Annotated in this window: 19 protein-coding genes and 3 tRNA genes; 20 read left to right on the top strand and 2 right to left on the bottom strand. The window is 57.3% G+C overall.

The window, feature by feature from the left end; genetic code table 11:
* The first annotated feature begins 7 nt into the window (after window positions 1–7).
* From GTO91_RS00730 to GTO91_RS00715, 4 genes are read left to right on the top strand one after another with little or no spacing between them, the layout of a single operon-like run.
* Entirely contained in the window at window positions 8–766 is a 759-nt protein-coding gene (locus GTO91_RS00730) for a glycosyltransferase family 2 protein (protein ID WP_207708947.1), read from the top strand.
* Complete coding sequence (locus tag GTO91_RS00725) at window positions 747–1,130, top strand: EamA family transporter (protein WP_161253328.1); 384 nt, start codon at window positions 747–749, stop codon at window positions 1,128–1,130. Before GTO91_RS00730 ends, GTO91_RS00725 begins: the two co-directional genes overlap by 20 nt.
* Window positions 1,097–2,620, top strand: coding sequence for an ArnT family glycosyltransferase (locus GTO91_RS00720; protein WP_161253325.1), 1,524 nt, complete (start codon window positions 1,097–1,099; stop codon window positions 2,618–2,620). The genes GTO91_RS00725 and GTO91_RS00720 overlap by 34 nt, the downstream gene beginning before the upstream one ends.
* 31 nt (window positions 2,621–2,651) lie before the next feature.
* Window positions 2,652–3,041 carry a hypothetical protein gene (locus GTO91_RS00715; protein WP_161253321.1) on the top strand — a complete coding sequence of 130 codons (390 nt, stop codon included), beginning with the start codon at window positions 2,652–2,654 and terminating at the stop codon, window positions 3,039–3,041.
* Between the two features lie 18 nt (window positions 3,042–3,059).
* Here GTO91_RS00715 and GTO91_RS00710 read toward each other — a convergent pair whose 3' ends face one another.
* Window positions 3,060–3,428, bottom strand: coding sequence for a sulfite exporter TauE/SafE family protein (locus GTO91_RS00710; protein ID WP_161253319.1), 369 nt, complete (start codon window positions 3,426–3,428; stop codon window positions 3,060–3,062).
* Window positions 3,419–3,784 carry a sulfite exporter TauE/SafE family protein gene (locus tag GTO91_RS00705; RefSeq protein ID WP_170294050.1) on the bottom strand — a complete coding sequence of 122 codons (366 nt, stop codon included), beginning with the start codon at window positions 3,782–3,784 and terminating at the stop codon, window positions 3,419–3,421. The genes GTO91_RS00710 and GTO91_RS00705 overlap by 10 nt, the downstream gene beginning before the upstream one ends.
* 283 nt (window positions 3,785–4,067) lie before the next feature.
* Here GTO91_RS00705 and GTO91_RS00700 point away from each other — a divergent pair, with 283 nt between their 5' ends.
* From GTO91_RS00700 to clpX, 16 genes are all read left to right on the top strand, one after another.
* Window positions 4,068–4,823 carry a ZIP family metal transporter gene (locus GTO91_RS00700; protein ID WP_161253316.1) on the top strand — a complete coding sequence of 252 codons (756 nt, stop codon included), beginning with the start codon at window positions 4,068–4,070 and terminating at the stop codon, window positions 4,821–4,823.
* 103 nt (window positions 4,824–4,926) lie between these two features.
* A complete protein-coding gene (locus tag GTO91_RS00695) occupies window positions 4,927–5,673 on the top strand; it encodes a GerMN domain-containing protein (protein WP_161253313.1) in 747 nt (248 codons plus the stop codon).
* Window positions 5,674–5,893: 220 nt separating this feature from the next.
* Complete coding sequence (locus tag GTO91_RS00690; RefSeq protein WP_161253310.1) at window positions 5,894–7,330, top strand: N-acetylmuramoyl-L-alanine amidase; 1,437 nt, start codon at window positions 5,894–5,896, stop codon at window positions 7,328–7,330.
* 112 nt (window positions 7,331–7,442) lie between these two features.
* On the top strand, window positions 7,443–8,297 hold the full coding sequence (murI, locus tag GTO91_RS00685; RefSeq protein ID WP_161253307.1) for a glutamate racemase: 855 nt from the start codon (window positions 7,443–7,445) through the stop codon (window positions 8,295–8,297).
* Window positions 8,298–8,426: 129 nt separating this feature from the next.
* On the top strand, window positions 8,427–9,437 hold the full coding sequence (locus GTO91_RS00680) for a 2-hydroxyacyl-CoA dehydratase family protein (RefSeq protein WP_161254063.1): 1,011 nt from the start codon (window positions 8,427–8,429) through the stop codon (window positions 9,435–9,437).
* Between the two features lie 308 nt (window positions 9,438–9,745).
* Window positions 9,746–10,489 carry an acyl-CoA dehydratase activase gene (locus tag GTO91_RS00675; protein ID WP_161253304.1) on the top strand — a complete coding sequence of 248 codons (744 nt, stop codon included), beginning with the start codon at window positions 9,746–9,748 and terminating at the stop codon, window positions 10,487–10,489.
* 213 nt (window positions 10,490–10,702) lie between these two features.
* Entirely contained in the window at window positions 10,703–11,542 is an 840-nt protein-coding gene (locus tag GTO91_RS00670; protein WP_407929507.1) for a fumarate hydratase, read from the top strand.
* Window positions 11,543–11,573: 31 nt separating this feature from the next.
* On the top strand, window positions 11,574–12,128 hold the full coding sequence (locus GTO91_RS00665; RefSeq protein ID WP_161253297.1) for a Fe-S-containing hydro-lyase: 555 nt from the start codon (window positions 11,574–11,576) through the stop codon (window positions 12,126–12,128).
* A gap of 61 nt (window positions 12,129–12,189) precedes the next feature.
* Window positions 12,190–12,921 (top strand): ribonuclease PH, encoded by a 732-nt coding sequence (gene rph / locus GTO91_RS00660; RefSeq protein WP_161253295.1) that lies wholly within the window; start codon window positions 12,190–12,192, stop codon window positions 12,919–12,921.
* A 212-nt stretch (window positions 12,922–13,133) separates the two neighbouring features.
* A complete protein-coding gene (locus GTO91_RS00655) occupies window positions 13,134–13,775 on the top strand; it encodes an XTP/dITP diphosphatase (protein WP_161253292.1) in 642 nt (213 codons plus the stop codon).
* A gap of 616 nt (window positions 13,776–14,391) precedes the next feature.
* Window positions 14,392–14,468 (top strand) — tRNA-Pro (locus GTO91_RS00650).
* A 71-nt stretch (window positions 14,469–14,539) separates the two neighbouring features.
* Window positions 14,540–14,616: transfer RNA gene (locus GTO91_RS00645), tRNA-Arg, on the top strand.
* 64 nt (window positions 14,617–14,680) lie between these two features.
* A tRNA-Leu gene (locus GTO91_RS00640) sits at window positions 14,681–14,763 on the top strand.
* Window positions 14,764–15,032: 269 nt separating this feature from the next.
* On the top strand, window positions 15,033–16,328 hold the full coding sequence (gene tig, locus GTO91_RS00635; protein ID WP_161253289.1) for a trigger factor: 1,296 nt from the start codon (window positions 15,033–15,035) through the stop codon (window positions 16,326–16,328).
* A 70-nt stretch (window positions 16,329–16,398) separates the two neighbouring features.
* A complete protein-coding gene (gene clpP / locus GTO91_RS00630; RefSeq protein WP_161253287.1) occupies window positions 16,399–16,998 on the top strand; it encodes an ATP-dependent Clp endopeptidase proteolytic subunit ClpP in 600 nt (199 codons plus the stop codon).
* A 17-nt stretch (window positions 16,999–17,015) separates the two neighbouring features.
* Entirely contained in the window at window positions 17,016–18,278 is a 1,263-nt protein-coding gene (gene clpX / locus GTO91_RS00625; protein ID WP_161253284.1) for an ATP-dependent Clp protease ATP-binding subunit ClpX, read from the top strand.
* Window positions 18,279–18,498: the final 220 nt, after the last annotated feature.

The following is an 18,498-nucleotide window of genomic DNA, read 5'->3' as shown; positions in this document are numbered from 1 at the left end:
GAGGGCGTTGGCCCTGTTTGTGCTCTTGCCCGCTTATAATGAAGCTGCTGCGTTGCCCAGGCTGTTGGAAAAGTTCATTCCCCTGCAGGCGCGCTATCCCAAACTGCAGGTTGTCGTGGTTGACGACGGTTCCGCCGATCAGACTGCCGAGGTGGCAGAAGGGTTTGCGGACCGGTTGTCAGTGACAGTTGTCCGGCATGGGCGGAACCGGGGACTGGGCTGCGCGATGAACACAGGCCTCCGCTATGTTTGCAGCCACGGCGCCGCCGGTGATGTGGTCGTCACCATGGATGCTGACGACACCCATGACCCCGGCCACATCCCCGAGATGTTGGAGAAGATCGATAGGGGCGCCGATGTGGTGATCGCGTCCAGGTACCAACAGGGAGGTGAGCAGGTGGGGCTGTCGCCGCTGCGCCGCATCCTTTCCTGGGGAGCGTCGACGCTGCTCGGCTGGATCTTCGGCATCGATGGTGTCCGGGACTACTCGTCCGGTTACCGGGCCTACCGCATCGGCGCGTTGCAGCGCGCCTTTGACCGGTTCGGAGAAAATTTTATCGAGGCCAGTGGCTTTCAATGCATGGCCGAGATATTATTAAAGATGAGGATGTTGAACCTGCGCTTTGGCGAGGTGCCCCTGGTGCTTCGTTATGACCGCAAAGCCGGGCAGAGCAAGATGCCGGTGCTGGAAACGGTGCTGCAGTACTTCTTCCTAGCCCGGAAAGTGTCGAGATTGGAGATTCTGCATGAAGAACGGCTTGGGTAACGGGATTTATCTGATCCTGCTGGCAGTCGCCCTGGGAGCGGTCGGCCAGGTGCTGCTCAAGATGGGCGCCAATCGGCTCGATATTCGGACGGGACCGATTCTCGAAGTGGCGCCGCAGGTGATTATGCAGATGCTGAAAAATCCCCTCCTTTTGGGGGGGCTTTTGGTTTTCGGTATCAGTTCACTGCTCTGGATTATTTCGGTGTCGAAGGTGCAACTCAGCCTGGCCTATCCGATGGTCAGCCTGGGTTACGTGATCGTCCTCTTTGCCTCCTGGGCTTTCCTGGGTGAACCGGTGAACCTGATTCGAATCGGTGGGGTGCTGGTGATTTGTTTCGGCGTCGTTATGGTCGCACAGAGTTGAAGCGGAATCGCGGCAGCGCCTGGCGGGGATTCGCGCCCTGGGCGCTGGTCGCTGTCTGCCTGATAGGCCTGTTGCTCCGGCTAAAGGGGATCGATTCGCCCTTTGTCGATTTTCATGGCTGGCGTCAGGGTGATACGGCTGCCGTGGCCCGCTACTTTTATGAGCGGGAGTTCAATCTCCTGCGCCCCCAGTTGCCTTATTATGGCGCGCCGCCCAACTATGCCGAACTGGAGTTTTCGCTGGTCCCCGCGCTCACGGCGGGGTTGTATTACATATTCGGGGAAGCGCCCTGGGTGGCTCGAACGGTGATCATCCTCTTTTCCCTCTGGTCGCTGGTGTCTGTCTACCGGATCGGCGCCCATTTCTGGGGTCTCTGGCCGGGGCTGGTCGCTGCCCTGACCATGGCCGTCCAGCCATTCTATGTGTACTTCTCCCGTTCCTTTCAGCCTGATGTGCCCATGCTCGCCTTGTCGCTGGCCGCCCTCGCTGATTTTCTCGTCTGGTCCAGGGAGGGTTCACTCTCTCATGCCCGCCGGGGATGCATCTGGCTGACTCTAGCCGTGCTCGTCAAGCCGCCGGCGGCGATCGTCTATCTGCCCCTCTCCCTCTGGTGGTGGTCCGCCTATCGTTCACGACGGTCGTACAGCCTTGCGGTGGGACTGGCCTACCTGATCACGCCCTTTGCGGCATTGCTGATCTATCTCCTGTCCATCCACGGGATCGCCGAGCATCCCTTTGTGTCTGGAATCGCCGCCTCTTTTACGGAACGGCTCTGGCAGGAGGGGATTCCGGCGGACTGGTACGGCGATGTGGGGCGCGGGATTTTCTTCTTCGTCTGTACGCCTGTTTTCGTGCTGCCTGCCTTGTTGGGCCTGTTGCGCGGCCTCTTTTTCAAGGAACGACTCTGGATCGTTGCCTGGATGGCTGGGTTGGCCGGGTTCTTCCTGCTGGCCGGCAGTCATGTGCTGAATAATCTCCAGTATTATTTCCTTCCGGCCGTTCCCTTGGCAGCGATTCTTGTCGGTCTTTCGACGGAGCGGCTGACGGTCGGTCAAAGGGGTTTGCTCCGCAGCGCCACCGCCGCCAGCCTGGCGCTGCTCGTCCTGGTTGGGGGGTCTTTTCTGGTTTCCGCCTCCTTCCAGCGCCTCTTGCCGGAACGTTGGCTGCGCTACCAGCCTTGGACCTATGAGCGCTGGTACCAGTTGGACGATAAGGTGCTGAAGGTGGGTCGGGCGCTGGAACAGATCACTCCGGCAGAGGCGTTGCTCGTTATCGCCGAGGAATCTCCGCGCAGCCTTTATTACAGCCGTCGCTTCGGCTGGTTTATCCCTCCGGAGGAGTGCAGTGCTGAGTACCTGGCAGGGGTTCGTGCCGAAGGGGCGGGCTATCTGATCTGGCCCTATGAAAAACCGCCGGCCCATCTCGGGGGGCTGGCGGGCGAGTGGCATCCCGAGGGGTTTTGGCTCTTCGACCTGGGGAAAATGTTTTAAGCGTGTTCTTGCGTGAAAGGGGAGGGTACTCATGGCGGACGAGCGGATTTTACAGGAATTAAAGTCCTTGAAGGATGGACAGGCCCAACTGACACAAATGGTGGCCGATCTGGTTCGGATCGTGGGGAATACCAATGCTGCCGTCGAAGAGCTGCGGCAGGATGTTGACCTCATGAAACAGGAAATGGGCGTTATGCGTCAGGATATCGATGCACTGCGGCAGGATATGAATGTGATGCGCCAGGATATGAATGTGATGCGGCGAGATATAGACAGTTTGAAAGTCATCGCCGTCCAGACGCAGGCTTCCATCGACGACATTCGTGAGACACAGGAAGACCAGGGAAATCTATTGGATCTGCTTGCGTTGAGGGTAAGCCATCAAGAAGCGAAGATCCTTGGCATGTCCAAAAAGAGATGAAATATAGGCCTTTTGCCGCTATTTGGCCTTTTTGGGCTTCGATACAATCTCATACCCGCCCATCCCCACCAGAAAGAGACCGAAGATTTTCCGCAGGAGTGGGCCGGGCAGGTGGGAGGCCAGCAGCGCGCCGCCGATGGCGCCGCTGATCGCGCCTAAGGCGAGCAGGAAAGCCAGTTTTGGCCGCACATTGCCGTTCTTGAAGTGGGTTGCCAGCGCAACGGCGGACATGGGAAGAAAGGTGGTCAGCGCCAGCGCCTGGGCCTGGTGCTGCGGCACATCGAGCACCAGGATCAAGGCAGGGACGAGCAATGTGCCGCCGCCGACGGCAAGACCGCTGAGGATGCCGCTGAAGAAGCCGATGACCGACAGGGTGATCATTTCCATAGCAGCCGCACCCCAGCCGCGATCATGACGATGCCAAGCAACTGGCGCAGGCGCTCGGGGGAAAGGCGGTTCATCAGCCGCGCGCCCAGATAGGCGCCGGCCACCCCTGTCAGCACGATGGGCCAGAAGAGCGACCAGGAAAGATGCCCCTTCCACCAGTAGACGAAGGCGCTGGCCACGGAGGTTGGCAGGATGACGGCGAGCGAGGTCCCATGAGCCTGGTGCTGGGCGACGCCGAGCAGGAAGACCATGGTAGGGATGACGATCGTCCCGCCGCCGATGCCGATGAGACCGTTGATGAGACCGGTCGACAATCCGGACAGGATCAGTATGATGTTCGTGCGACTGTTGCTCAGGTGAAAAATGGCAGACGACCTCCGCCTTCAGTTTGCCCCGCTGCTATGGCGATTATGGGCCAGGGTCTTTTTTCACGGCAAAACACCTTTAGCGCCTGCCACTTCGGCGACAGCGGCATACAGTAGAAAGGGAACTTCCTATGTAGCGCATCCCTCCGGGGAAGCGTTTTTTTGTGGCTTTGCACTGTTCTTTCCTTTTTGGACTTTGATTATAATCAAGAATGAAAATCGATTGCGACCGCCATTGGTGAAAAAGCGGAGGCAGAGGAAGGACGGATAGCCCATGACAGACCTTTTACCCGGTCTGATCTGGCCCATATTGGGGATCAGTCTGATCGCCGGCTTGGCTACGACTGGTGGGGCCTTATGCGTATTGATGCTTGGTTCATTAGGCGCGCGGACCCTGAGTGTGCTCCTCGGCTTCGCCGCCGGGGTCATGCTCAGCGTCGTTGCTCTGGATCTGCTCCCATCAGCCTGGAATTGGGGAGGCCCCTGGTCGGTTGTCACCGGCTTTTGCCTGGGCGCCCTGCTCATCGCTCTTTGTGACGTGCTGTTGACCCAGTTTGCCCTTTCATCAAAGCGGGGGAGACAGGCGGGACCCCTGCGCAAGATGGGCTACCTCATCGCCCTGGGCATCTCCTTGCATGACTTTCCTGAGGGCATCGCCATCGCCGCCGGAACGGCGGCAGAGAGCCACCTAGGCTGGGTCGTGGCGCTGTCCATCGGTTTGCATAACATCCCCGAAGGGGTCGCCACGGCGGCGCCGCTGCGCATGAGCGGCATGGCGCCCTGGAAAATCATCGGACTCACCATGGTCATGGCCTTTTTCACCCCTTTGGGCACCCTGCTCGGATTCGGCCTCCTGGCGCTGTCGACGAAGTCGATCGCCCAGTTGCTCGCCTTAGCCGGGGGCGCCATGGTGTATCTGGTCTGGGACGAACTGTGGCCGGAAGCGAGCAAGCGCTCGCCTCACTGGGCTTTCACCGGCGCGATTGTGGGGGCGTTGGGCATGGCTGCCCTCTCGGGAATGCATCACTAAAAAAGCCAATCGAGGGTTGCGGCGATTTGAAAAAAATGGAATAGTTAGCCAATCCTGTCCATATCTATTGATCAGAAAATAAATGAATAAGGAGGATCAACAGATGGACAGGGAGCGCAGTTGGTCGGCCGGCATTATCCTGGTGGTGACGGCCCTGGTTATCGCATTCGGTCTGGGCGGATGCTCGGCCGTCGATCGCTTCATCTCCATGAAGGACGATTTTAAGGCCAAGGAGACGGGCGCCGCGAAAAACGAACAGTTGGTCAAAAACGAACAGACTGTAACACAGGGACAGGCCCTGCCGGTCGACGGGACAGCCACGGTGGAGCCCCCGCCCGGACCGGAACAGGCGATCATGCTCTATTTCGCTGACGCCAAAGGACAGAATCTGGTCGTAGAAAAACGGTCGATTTCCAAAACGGGGAGTATCGCCAAAGCGGCGGTGAACGAACTGATCAAGGGCCCCGTCATTCATTCAGGCGCGCTGCCCACAATCCCCACGGGCACGCGGCTGATCGATATCAATATCAACAAGGAAGGGCTCTGCACGGTCAACCTGAGCAAGGAACTGCAAAAGAACCATCAGGGAGGGTCGGCCAGCGAAGCATTGACGGTGTACTCCATCGTCAACACGCTCACACAGTTCCAGGCAGTTCAAAAGGTGCAGCTCCTCGTAGAGGGGAAAAAGATTGAGACGCTGGCCGGCCATATGGACGTATCTCAGGCGATGGCAAGGAAAAATTCGATGATCGCCAACGAGGGGGAAACGGCGCATAAGGCTTCCGGCGAAATGCAAAAGGGCGCCGGCGCTGCGAACGGGGCCAATGCGACGGAGAAGAAAAACAATTAAAAGACAATTTAGATGAGGGAAAAACGTTCGGCCTCTCGCAGCGCCGGGCGTTTTTCCTATCTTCAAGATGGGAAACTGCAACCAAAGGAGAGCCGGCTGCGTCTTTTAAATAAAATTCGACTGGACAAAGTTCTCAGACAATGGCACAAAGGCTGGGCAGGGGGGCGAAAACGTTTTACAATACGGGAAGAGGACAGTCCAGTGAGATGTGGAGGAACCAATGAAACAAGCAAGACACAAGCTGGTGGTCTGTTGCCTGCTGACCGCTGCCGTGAGCGCCCTCATATACTCTCCAACGACGGTGTTGGCGGCGCCCGCCCCCAACCTTTCCGGTTCTGCCGCTTCACTGCAGTCCGGTCAGGGTGTAAACAGCAGCGCTTTTACAGTCACGGTCGAGGGACAGGTTGTCAACGTCCGTACCGGACCAGGGACAAATTACTCCATTATAACGACCGTGAACAAGGGACAACGGCTTACCGCCATGGAGAGTCAAAGCGGTTGGACCCGGGTCAGTCTACCTGACGGTCGAGCGGGATGGATTGCCGATTGGCTGATTGCGCTCGTCACTCCTACGACCTCTGCCCCTTCCGACCCTGTTGCGCCTGCACTTTCTCAGACCGTTCCATCAGCTGCCGGTCCGGCCGTTCCCCTTTCGGGGTCCGTAAATGCTGTCTCCGGAGCGGAAAAACCTGTTTCGGCGTCTGTGAATCCGGTTTTAGGCACAACCATGATCAATCAGCAACAGAAACCTGTGATCCAGAAGGACCTGCGGGCCTGGAATGCGACAGCCCTATCGCCTGTTAATATCCGCAACGGTCCTGGGATGGCATATGATGTGATAAGAACGGTTCCAGCCGGTGAAAGTTTTGATCTCCTTCAGGTTCGGGATGGGTGGTATCAACTGGCGCAAAAGGGCCAGGTTGCCGGATGGTCTGCATCGTGGCTGTTTTCGACCCAGGCCCCTGCTGCCGGAACGACTGGCGTCGCCGGATCGAATGGTGTTACGCCCAGCCGCGGCACGCCGGGAACGGCGTCCACCCGGCCGGTGGCTGCCCTCCTCTCGGGAAAAACGATTGTCATCGATCCCGGCCATGGAAACGTCAATGTAAAATGGAACGTCATCGATGATGGCGCCAAAGGGTCCAATGGCACGCGCGAAAAAGACATCACCCTGGACGTGGGACGCCGGCTCGCCGACATCCTCAAGGCGAGAGGAGTCAATGTGATCCTGACGAGGACGGCCGATCAGGTCATCCGCTCCGATAATGACCTGAAATTTCGCGCCGACAAGGCCAACAATGCCAAGGCCGACCTGTATGTGAGCATCCATTGCGATTCCCATACTGTTCCGGAAACGGGCGGCACGACCACCTATTATTTTTATAAAGACGATGAATCGCGGCAGGGGGAAGGGATGCGTATGCGAATGGCCGGCATGGTCCAGCAATCGCTGGTCGCTGCCTTGGGACGCCGCGATATCGGGATCAAGGGCGCCAACTTTGCCGTGCTGAGGGAAACGACCATGCCGGCCGTCTTGGTGGAAATGATGTTCATCTCCAATCCGGAGGAAGAAAAGCTGCTTAATCAGGAAGCGGTGCGGACCAAGGCTGCGACGGCGATTGCCGACGGCTTGCAGCGCTTCTTTGAACAGCCCTGATCGAGGGAGAACTTTTCTTTTCAGAGGGAATATTCTATGTTATGGTTTAAAGGTCTGCTGGTTTCGGCGGATTCAAGGTTCTGTCGCCATGTTCGGCTGGGAGTGAGAAAGTTTGAAGCGTTGCCAACCTATTGGCATATTTGACTCGGGCGTCGGCGGCTTGACCGTGGCGCGTGAAGTGTTTCGCCAAATGCCGGGGGAAGAGATCCTCTATTTTGCGGACACGGCCCATGTCCCCTACGGTCCACGCCCTGCTTCGGAGTTGATCCGATTCGCCCTGGAGATCACCGACTTTCTGGTTGCCGAAGGGGCGAAATTGATCCTTGTCGCCTGCAATACGAGTTCTTCCTTGGCCCTTGATATCATCCGGGAGCGCCACAAGGTGCCTGTTGTCGGTGTCGTCAACCCCGGCGCGGAAGAAGCTGTCCGGCTCAGCCGGAACGGGCGGATCGGGGTGTTGGCGACGGAAGCGACCATCCGCAAAGGGGCGCACAGCCAGCGGGTGGGGGAATTAAACAGCGCCATGCAGGTCTACGGCCAGGCCTGTCCGAGATTCGTTCCTCTCGTTGAGTCGGGGCGTTATGGCGGCGATGAGGCGCGGGCGGCCTCCAGGCAATACCTGTCGCCGTTAATCGAGGCCGGTGTCGATACCATCGTGCTGGGCTGCACCCATTACCCCTTTTTGGAGCCGGTCATCCGGGAAATGATCGGGGAGAAGATCACCTTGATTGATCCGGCTTGCCAGACCGTGGCGCAGGGAAAAGCGTTGATGGAAAAGGGGATCATCCCCTTCCGGGATCCCCGGGGGCCCAAGCCGCGCCACCGCTTTTATGTCAGCGGTGACCCTGAGTCTTTCGCCAGGGTGGGCGGCGCTCTTCTCGGCGTTCCGCTGTTCAACGACACCTGGCAGGTGTGCCTCGACGGCATCCTGGAGAGGGAATGGAGCCAGAAAGTGGTCTTTGCTTGAAGTGACTTTTGCCTGAAGCGGTCTAAGTCTTACGTGTCTTTCTTTTGATCCCGGCCTGTGCGCCGGGTCTCTCTTTGTAAACGAGCTTTTTTCATTACAACAAGGCGGAATGAATGGGTGGGTGGGCCGATGGCGGAAAAAGTGGGATTGACCACGACGATCCCCGTAGAAATCGTCTATGCAGCGGGAAAAATTCCGGTGGACTTGAATAACCTCTTTATCACCTGCGACGCGCCGGGCCGGTTGGTCGACCGGGCGGAACAGGCCGGCTACCCGCGCAACATCTGCGGCTGGATCAAAGGCCTTTATACGACGCTGCTTGAACAGGAGAGCCTGCGGCAGGTCATCGCCGTCACCCAAGGCGATTGCTCCAATACGCATGCCTTGATGGAGACATGGCAGGTGGCCGGCGTGAGGGTGATCCCTTTCGCCTTTCCCTACGACCGCGACAAGGATCTCTTACGTTTGCAGGTGGAGAAGTTGATGCAGGCGTTGGGCGCTGATTGGGAAGCCGTGGGCCGGTGGAAAAAACGGCTCGATCAGGTGCGGAAAAAGGCCCATGAGATCGACCGGCTCACCTGGGAAGCGGGTGTTGTCGACGGGCAGACGAATCATCTCGCCCTTGTCGGCTGTTCCGATTTCAACGGCGATCCGGACGCCTATGAGGCCTATCTGGATCGGCTCATCGCTGAGGCCGGGCGGAAGGCGTACCAGGATTCGACACAGGCGTTGACCGGTGATTCACAGGCGGTGCGACTGGCTTACGTGGGGGTCCCCCCGATTGTCTCCGATTTGTATACTTATATAGAAAGCATGGGCGCGCAGGTGGTCTTTAACGAAGTCCAGCGGCAGTTTGCCATGCCCTTTGATGAGGATGATATCATCGAGCAGTACCGTCGTTACACCTATCCCTATACGATTTTCGACCGGATTGACGATATCAACCGGGAGGTGGCGCGGCGGCGCATCGACGGGATCATCCATTACACGCAGAGTTTCTGTTACCGGCAGATTGAGGATATCATCCTTCGGCAGCGCACGGCGGTGCCGGTGTTAACCCTGGAGGGGGACCGGCCGGGGCCGCTCGATGCGCGGAGCCGGATGAGGATTGACGCCTTTCTAGACATGCTCGCGGGGTAGCGCCCGCTGGGATCGCCATTGGAACGGCCTTTTCGCAACTTAGGCGTAGGGCGCAGCCGGACCGTTCGCTAAGAGCTGCGCGGCTACTCGCTTGCCTGCGCCGCTGGGCGCCAAACGTCTTGGGTAGTTCTGCATGTCGTGGCGCCCTTTACGCGGCGCTGGCTGCGCTCGCTGACGCCGCTCCGCTCAAACCGCTCACAGTCCGACTGCGCCCTGTCGCTGTGCTGCATACGCCTGCGGGGTTTACGGTTGCACCGGTTAGACCACCGATTGGCGGTATACTTAAACGATCGTGGGGTGAAGATTTCGTGAAGATTGGACTTGACCTCGGCAGCCGCTATGTAAAGGCCGTTTTTATGGAAGACGGACGGCTTGCCGATTACCGCTATTACGACACACTTGCCTTTTATCGTGAATACGGCCGGAAGGTCGACGGCGAACTGGTCGTCGACTACGAGCGGCTCGGTTGGCCCTTGGGCGCGCCGATCACGTCGACGGGGTATGGGCGGAATCTGGTCAAGCTTGCCGGGGGGCAGGTGATTCCCGAGTTGCGGGCGCATACGCGGGGGGCGGTGTTTCAGACGGGGATGTCTGATTTTACGCTCCTCGACCTGGGCGGTCAGGACAGCAAGGTGATCAAGGTGGCGGGGGGGCGCATGGTCGACTTTCGCACCAATGACAAGTGCGCCGCCTCTTCGGGGCGTTACCTGGAGAATATGGCGGCGGTGTTGGCGATGGATGTGGCGGCGCTTGGCGAATGCCGGGACAAGCCGGTGGAACTGTCCTCCACCTGCGCCGTCTTCGGTGAATCGGAACTGATCGGCCAGATCATTGAAGGCCACCCCGTTGAACATCTGGCTGCCGGGGTGAACCGCACCATCGTCAAGCGTGTTGAACCGATGTTGCGGGAACTGTACAGCCCGGTCATCGTCTTTACCGGCGGCGTCGCCCGTAGCCAGGCGATCCGCGTCATGCTGGAGGAAGCCCTCGATGTACAGGTCATTCTTCCCGAACATCCGCAATTGAACGGGGCCATCGGCTGCACTGTGTGAAATTTTTCACGAAAAATGTCTCAATGAGGCAGGTTTTTTGCTCCGGCTGTTGAATCTTATGGGTTGGGCTCAATTTTCGAAGTTACCGAACAGGATTCAACCACCGGTCAGTCGAAGATTGCCTCGGGTCAGCGTTGAAACTGTCCCATCCGGGACAGTTTCATTTATACAACAGCAAATCATTAAAAGATCAATTAAAGGAGGATGCCTGGATTGCGTACTATCACATTCGAACAGATCGCTTCGGCTGTGGAAGGACTGTGCATCAAAGCCAACACCCAGATCGGCGCCGATGTGAAAGAAGCGCTGGAGAAGGCCCACGCTGCGGAAGCATCACCCCTGGGCAAGACGATCATCGGTCACATCATGGAGAACAATGCCATTGCCGAAAATGAACTGGTGCCCATCTGCCAGGACACGGGCATGGCTGTCGTCTTTGTCACCATCGGTCAAGAAGTCTTCGTGGAAGGCGGCCTCACCGACGCCATCAATGAAGGCGTGCGCCGCGGCTACGAAAAAGGCTACCTGCGCAAGTCCGTCGTCAAGGATCCCCTGATCCGCGTCAACACGGGCGACAACACGCCGGCCGTCATCCATTATGACATCGTTCCCGGGGACAAGCTGCACATCATGGTCGCTCCGAAGGGCTTTGGCAGCGAGAACATGAGCCAACTCAAGATGTTCAAGCCGGCGGATGGCGTGGAGGCCATCAAGAAGTTTGTCATCGAGGCTGTCGAAAAAGCCGGCCCCAACCCCTGCCCGCCCATCGTCGTCGGCGTCGGCATCGGCGGCACCATGGAAAAGGCCTCTTTCCTTGCCAAAAAAGCGCTGCTTCGCCATATCGGCCACCACAGCGAGAAAGAGCACATCGCCGCTCTGGAAAAAGAGCTGCTGGAGAAAATCAACAACCTAGGCATCGGACCCCAAGGTCTTGGCGGCAACACGACGGCGCTGACGGTGAACGTGGAAACCTACCCGACCCACATCGCCGGTCTGCCCTGCGCCGTCAACATCAACTGCCATGTGGCCCGTCACACCGAAATTGAGCTGTAATCCGGCATAGAAGGGAAGGAGAGTTGGAATCATGAAAGCTGTACGGTTGACAACGCCGTTGACCCAGGAGGCCCTGCGCCAACTGAAGGCCGGCGATACGGTTCTGATCAGCGGCACCATCTACACCGGCCGCGACGCCGCCCACAAACGCCTGGTGGAAACCCTTGACCGTGGGGAAGATCTGCCGTTTAATGTAAAGGACGCCGTTATTTACTTCGTTGGCCCCTGTCCGGCCAAACCGGGCCAGGTGATCGGCTCTGCCGGCCCCACCTCGTCCTACCGGATGGACACCTACTCGCCCCGGCTGATCGAGCAGGGCCTGACCGGCATGATCGGCAAAGGTTTGCGGGGACCGGCTGTTGTCGACGCGATGAAGAAGCACGGTTGCGTCTACTTTGTCGCCATCGGCGGCGCCGGCGCGCTGATGGCCCGCTCTATCAAGGAAGCGAAGGTCATCGCCTATGACGACCTCGGCACCGAAGCCGTCCGCGAACTGGTCGTCGAGGACTTCCCGGTCATCGTCTGCATCGACGCCGAAGGCAACAACCTCTACGAACAAGGGCGGGCTCAGTACCAGCGGAACTAACCACCTCCCGGCGCGGCCGGCGGTGGAGAACGCCGCCGGTCGCCCGGAGAGGAGTTTTTTTATGGCACGTTTTGATGGCCGCCAGGCCGATCAACTGCGTCCGGTTCAAATCCAGCGGCGGTACCTGATCCATCCCGAGGGGTCTGTGTTGATCACCGTCGGCAACACGAAGGTGATCTGCACGGCTACGGTGGAGGAGAAGGTGCCACCCTTTCAAAAGGGATCCGGCAAGGGCTGGGTGACGGCCGAATACGGCATGCTTCCTCGGGCGACGGGAACCCGCACCCAGCGGGAGGTCACCCGCGGCAAAGCCTCTGGCCGCACCATGGAGATCCAGCGGCTGATCGGGCGGGCGCTCCGCTCTGTCGTCGACATGCAACGGCTCGGTGAGCGAACCATCTGGATCGACTGCGATGTGATCCAAGCCGACGGCGGTACCCGGACCGCCTCGATCACCGGCGCCTTCGTCGCCCTCAAGGACGCCTGCGACAAGCTGCTGAAGAATAAGCAGATTCAAAAAGACCCCATCATCGAGTCGCTGGGCGCCGTCAGTGTTGGCAAGGTAGGGGGCGAACTCCTGCTGGACTTGGCCTACGAGGAAGACTCGAAGGCCGAGGTGGACATGAACGTGGTCATGACTGGCAGCGGACGCTTCGTCGAGGTGCAGGGAACGGCCGAGGGAACGCCCTTTGGCCGCGATGAGTTGGACGCCATGATCCAATTAGCGGAAAAAGGCATTCGTGAATTGATGGATGCGCAGAAGCTGGCGTTTGCCGAGTCTGCCCAGGTGTAGTCGATTCGGATAATCATCGCGCATAGGCAACCGTTGAACGGTGAAACGGTCGCACTGCGCAACAAGTCCCAACGCCAAAAAGAGCCGGCGCCTTGCCCGGCTCTTTTTGGACATCTGTTCATGACGCCTTGACAATCGGCAGATAGAAGAAGTACGATTATTTTGAAAAAATAAATACCTTTTAGCTGTCGGGCCTGCGAGGGGGAAGCGGTATGTATAACATCATCTTGGCGACCCAAAACATGGGGAAGGTCCGTGAGTTTGAGGCCATGGCGCGGGCGCAAACACCGGCGCTACCGGTCCAGTGGCTGTCGTTGCGCGACTTCCCCCAGATCACCGATCTCGAGGAAACGGGCGACACCTTCCGCGATAATGCCTTGATGAAAGCCGAACAGGTTGCCCGCGCCTGCGGCGTTCCTGCCATGGCTGACGACTCGGGTCTGGTGGTGGACGCGCTGAACGGCGCGCCCGGCGTCTACTCGGCCCGCTTTGCCGGAGAGCCCAAGGACGACAGGCGCAACAACGAAAAACTGCTGGAGCTCCTTCAGGACGTTCCCCCCGAACAGCGGAAGGCCCGCTTTGTCTGCGTCCTGGCATTGGCCATGCCTGACGGGCAGAAGTTTTTTGCCGAAGGCGTCTGCGACGGGGTCATCGCTACGGAGGGACGAGGCGACGGCGGATTCGGTTATGATCCTCTCTTCTACCTGCCAGCCTACGAAAAGACCTTTGCCGAACTGCCTGCGGAGATCAAGAACAAGATCAGTCACCGGGCGTCGGCGATGGAAAAGATGTTCTTCCTGTTGCGCGTGTTGCTCTTTCCCGAGCCGGAACCGATCACCCGGCCGAATTTATAAGTCAATTGCCAACGACGATATTCGAGAGTTGTACGAATAGGAAATCAGACATGCAGACGGTTCTCGTTGGAACTGTCTGTTTTTATTTATTTTTTATTTGTATGAAAAAAACAGGGAGATTCATTACAGACATGACGGAAGTAAATTTTCTATAGAAGTTGTAAATAAATGCATATGGCTTGCGTAAGATACAATAACACAACAGAAAGGAGGAGCAACGATGTCCCATGCAAAGCCATATCAACCGCACAGAGGCGTTTCAGCGCCTGTAGCAAAACCGCATCACGCCGACTATGAGAAGAAATGCGATGGGGGCAAAAAGCCGGTTCCTTGCGCGAAACAGAAAGATATCATCGCAAAACACGTAAGAGACCTGACTCGATTAGTGAATAACTTTGCAAAGACACGTTGGTGCTAAAATCAGCGACGATGCCTGGGGCGTTTACCGGGGCGGTTTAATGAATCGCCCCGACGTAGATATACACATGAAAACCAACATTACATCATAAATATTGGAAAGCTGCGTAGGACTTGTCATCTTGTCATCGGAATCGTCGTATGTTATAATGTCATTCGATGTCCGCAGAACAGGGTCGAGGTAGGATGCATTTCGTAACGGGGCGTAGCGCAGTTTGGTAGCGCACCTGCTTTGGGAGCAGGGGGCCGCAGGTTCAAATCCTGTCGCCCCGACCATCTTCTTCATCCCCTTTCAGCAGCGACATCGCTTGGCGACACGATGTTTTAGACACGCTGTCTTACATGAAGCGCCTGTAGCTCAGTTGGATAGAGCACCTGCCTTCTAAGCAGGGCGTCGGGGGTTCGAATCCCTCCAGGCGCGCCATTTTTATTTTTCTTGACAACAGTCGGCTCAGGAATTAGAGTTAAAAGATGCAGGAGCTGAAAATGCGGGAGTGGCGGAATTGGTAGACGCACTGGATTTAGGTTCCAGCGGGCAACCGTGGGGGTTCGAGTCCCTTCTCCCGCACCACCGTCGTTTGCAAATCGGCAGCATGACCGCTTACCTCGGTGATCCGTCGCCGAGGTTTTATTTTTGATCACGCAAAGGGGGAGAATGAAACCCTAATATCTGGGAAAAATATGAAAGCTGACGTTCTATTCCGTTCGAGACAGCAGGAAATGCGAGATTGCCGTAGAATAATATCCTTATGCTTTTTAAATTTTCGGATAGACTAGTAGAGGTCAAATCCGGCAGCTGACAGTCAAATTTACGATACAATCAATGAGAGGGGTACATACGTGAAGGCTTCAGTAGAACGGCTCGAAAACAACCAGGTTTCGTTGCAAATCGAGATCGACGAGGCAACATTCGAACAGGGGCTGGAAAAGGCCTATAAGAAAGTCGTCCGCCAGGTCGCCGTCCCCGGCTTCCGCAAAGGCAAGACCCCCCGCAAGATCCTGGAAGCCCGTTACGGCAAAGAAGTCCTCTTTGAAGATGCCGTCGAGATCCTCGTGCCGGAAGCATACATGCAGGCCATCGCGGAAAACAATGTGGAGCCTGTGGAACAGCCGAAAATCGACGTCGTTCAGATCGAGGCGGGCAAGCCGATGATCTTCAAGGCCGTCGTTACGGTCAAACCGGAGGTCACCCTCGGCGAATACAAAGGCATCGAGGTGGAAGTCCAGCCTGCAGAAGTGCGGGAAGAGGACGTTCAACGTCAACTGGAGACCATGCAAAAGCGCCATGCCCGCTTGACCACCCTGTCGGAAGGGGAAGCCCAGATGGGTGATACGGCGGTCATCGACTTTGAAGGCTTCAAGGACGGCGTGCCTTTCCCGGGTGGCAAGGGCGCCGACCACAGCCTGGAGTTGGGCAGCAACAGCTTCATCCCCGGTTTCGAAGAAGGACTTGTCGGTGTTCCGGTGGGTGAAACGGTTGACCTCAACCTGACCTTCCCCGAGCAGTACCATGCCGAAGAACTGGCCGGTCAGCCTGTCGTGTTCAAGGTCACCGTCAAAGAGCTCAAGCGCAAGGAGTACGCCCCCATCGATGACGAGTTTGCCAAGGATGTCAGCGATTTCGAGACCCTTGACGAATTGAAAGAAGATATCCGCAAAAACCTGTTGAGCGCGACCGAAAAAGCCCGCGAACAGGCCAAACAGAAGGCAGTCGTTGAAAAGGTCGTCGGGGCTTCCCAGGTGGATATCCCCGAGGTCATGATCGACAACCGCGCCGATCAGATGATGGAAGACTACGGACATCGTCTGAGCTACCAGGGCATCTCCATGGAACAGTTCCTCGCCATGACCAAGCAAACGCAGAAGGACCTGAAGGCGCAGTTTATTCCGGAAGCGGAAAAAGTGGTCAAACAGGAACTTGTTTTGGAAGCATTGGCGAAGGTCGAAGGAATGTCCGTATCCGATGAAGAACTGAACAAAGAGATCGAGGAGATGGCCGCCAACTACCGGAAACCGGCTGCCCAGATCCGGAAGATCCTTGAATCCCGCGGCCAGATCGAAACCCTCGCACAAGGCATACTCCAGGAAAAGGCCGCCAAGTTCCTAGTCGACAGCGCCAAAGAAATCGCTGGTTAATCCGGGAAATCGCGAACTGCACAGCTTTCCCGGACATAGATTGAACTGTATACCTGAGGAGGTTTCTTGGATGAGTTATCTGGTTCCAATGGTCGTCGAGCAAACCAATCGCGGTGAACGGGCGTATGACATCTATTCCCGGCTGTTGAAGGATCGGATCATTATCCTGGGCAGTGCCATTGACGATAATGTTGCCAATCTCATCATCGCCCAGTTGCTCTTTTTAGAGGCCGAGGATCCGGACAAAGACATCCACCTCTACATCAATAGTCCGGGAGGCGCGATCACATCAGGGTTTGCCATTTACGACACGATGCAACTGATTCGCTGCGACGTATCCACGATCTGCGTCGGGATGGCCGCCTCCATGGGCGCCTTCCTGTTGACCGCCGGCGCAAAAGGAAAACGCTACGCTTCACCGAACGCTGAGATCATGATCCACCAGCCCCTTGGCGGCGTCAAAGGCCAGGCCACGGAAATCGAGATCCATGCCCGCCACATCCTTAAGACCAGAGACCGCCTCAACAAGATCCTGGCGGACCGCACCGGCCAGCCTTTGGAACGGATCGAACGGGATACCGATCGCGATTACTTTATGTCGGCAGAGGAAGCAAAAGCCTACGGCATCATTGACGGGGTGATGGAGTTTAAGCCGCCGGCCAAGGCATGAAGCAGAGAGGTGAGGATATGTACAAAGGTTTCGGTGACGATAAAAGTCAACTGAAGTGTTCCTTCTGCGGCAAGCTGCAAGATCAGGTCAAAAAGCTGGTCGCCGGCCCCGGAGTCTACATCTGCGACGAATGCATCGAACTGTGCAATGAGATCATTGAAGAAGAACTGCAGGACGAAAACACCTTCGATTTGGGCGATGTGCCTAAGCCGAAGGAGATCCGCGAGATCCTGGACCAGTACGTCATCGGTCAGGAACAGGCCAAAAAGGCCCTTTCCGTCGCTGTCTACAACCACTACAAGCGGATCAACCTGGGTTCCAAGATCGACGACATAGAACTGCAGAAATCGAACATCGTCATGCTGGGACCCACCGGCAGCGGCAAGACGTTGCTGGCCCAGACACTGGCGCGCATCTTGAACGTGCCCTTCGCCATCGCTGACGCCACCTCCTTGACGGAGGCCGGTTATGTGGGCGAGGATGTGGAAAACATCCTGCTCAAGCTGATCCAGGCCGCCGACTATGACGTGGAGAAGGCGGAAAAAGGCATCGTCTACATCGACGAGATCGACAAGATCGCCCGCAAGTCCGAGAATCCTTCGATCACACGGGACGTATCCGGTGAAGGCGTACAGCAGGCGTTGCTGAAGATCCTGGAAGGCACGGTGGCCTCCGTTCCGCCGCAAGGCGGACGGAAACACCCCCATCAGGAATTCATCCAACTGGATACGACGAACATCCTCTTTATCTGTGGCGGCGCCTTCGATGGCATCGAAAAACTGATCATGAACCGCATCGGCAAGAAGACGATGGGCTTCAACGCCGAAATCAAGGGCAAGCAAGAGAAGAAGATCGGCGAAACCCTCCGGGAGATCCTGCCCGTCGATCTGCTCAAGTTCGGCTTGATCCCAGAGTTTGTCGGTCGCCTGCCCGTCATCGTCACCTTGGACGCCCTCGACGAGGACGCCCTGGTGCGCATCCTGACGGAGCCGAAGAACGCCCTCGTCAAGCAGTATCAGAAGTTCTTTGAACTGGATCAGGTCCAGTTGGAATTCACCGATGACGCCTTGAAAGCCATCGCCCAGGAGGCGATCAAGCGCAACACAGGCGCGCGCGGCCTGCGGGCCATCCTGGAAGAGGTCATGCTCGACGTGATGTTTGACATCCCGTCCCGCAATGACGTCACCAAGTGCGCCGTGACCAAGGAAGTCATCCTGAAGCAGAAGGAACCGGTGCTGGTCACGAGTGACAGAAAAAAAAAGAAGGAAGAGTCGGCTTAGGGGCGCAGGGTGAGCCGGCTGACAAGACGCCGATACGGCGATCACCTGAATCGTCGCTCCCGGGCAAGCGCCCGACGACCCGAACCAAACCCGGTACGCGCCGATGACACAGACCTCGGAGGATCTCAATCCTCCGGGGTTTTTGTTTTTCCAGGCCTCCGTCTCATAAAAAGCTTTCGCCGTCGGATACTATGGGGGATTGGCAAAAACAGAAATGGAG

The organism is Heliomicrobium undosum (assembly GCF_009877425.1).
Taxonomy (GTDB): Bacteria; Bacillota; Desulfitobacteriia; order Heliobacteriales; family Heliobacteriaceae; genus Heliomicrobium; species Heliomicrobium undosum.
Note: the sequence above shows the minus strand (reverse complement) of the source record. Positions and strands in the feature narration are given on the sequence as shown.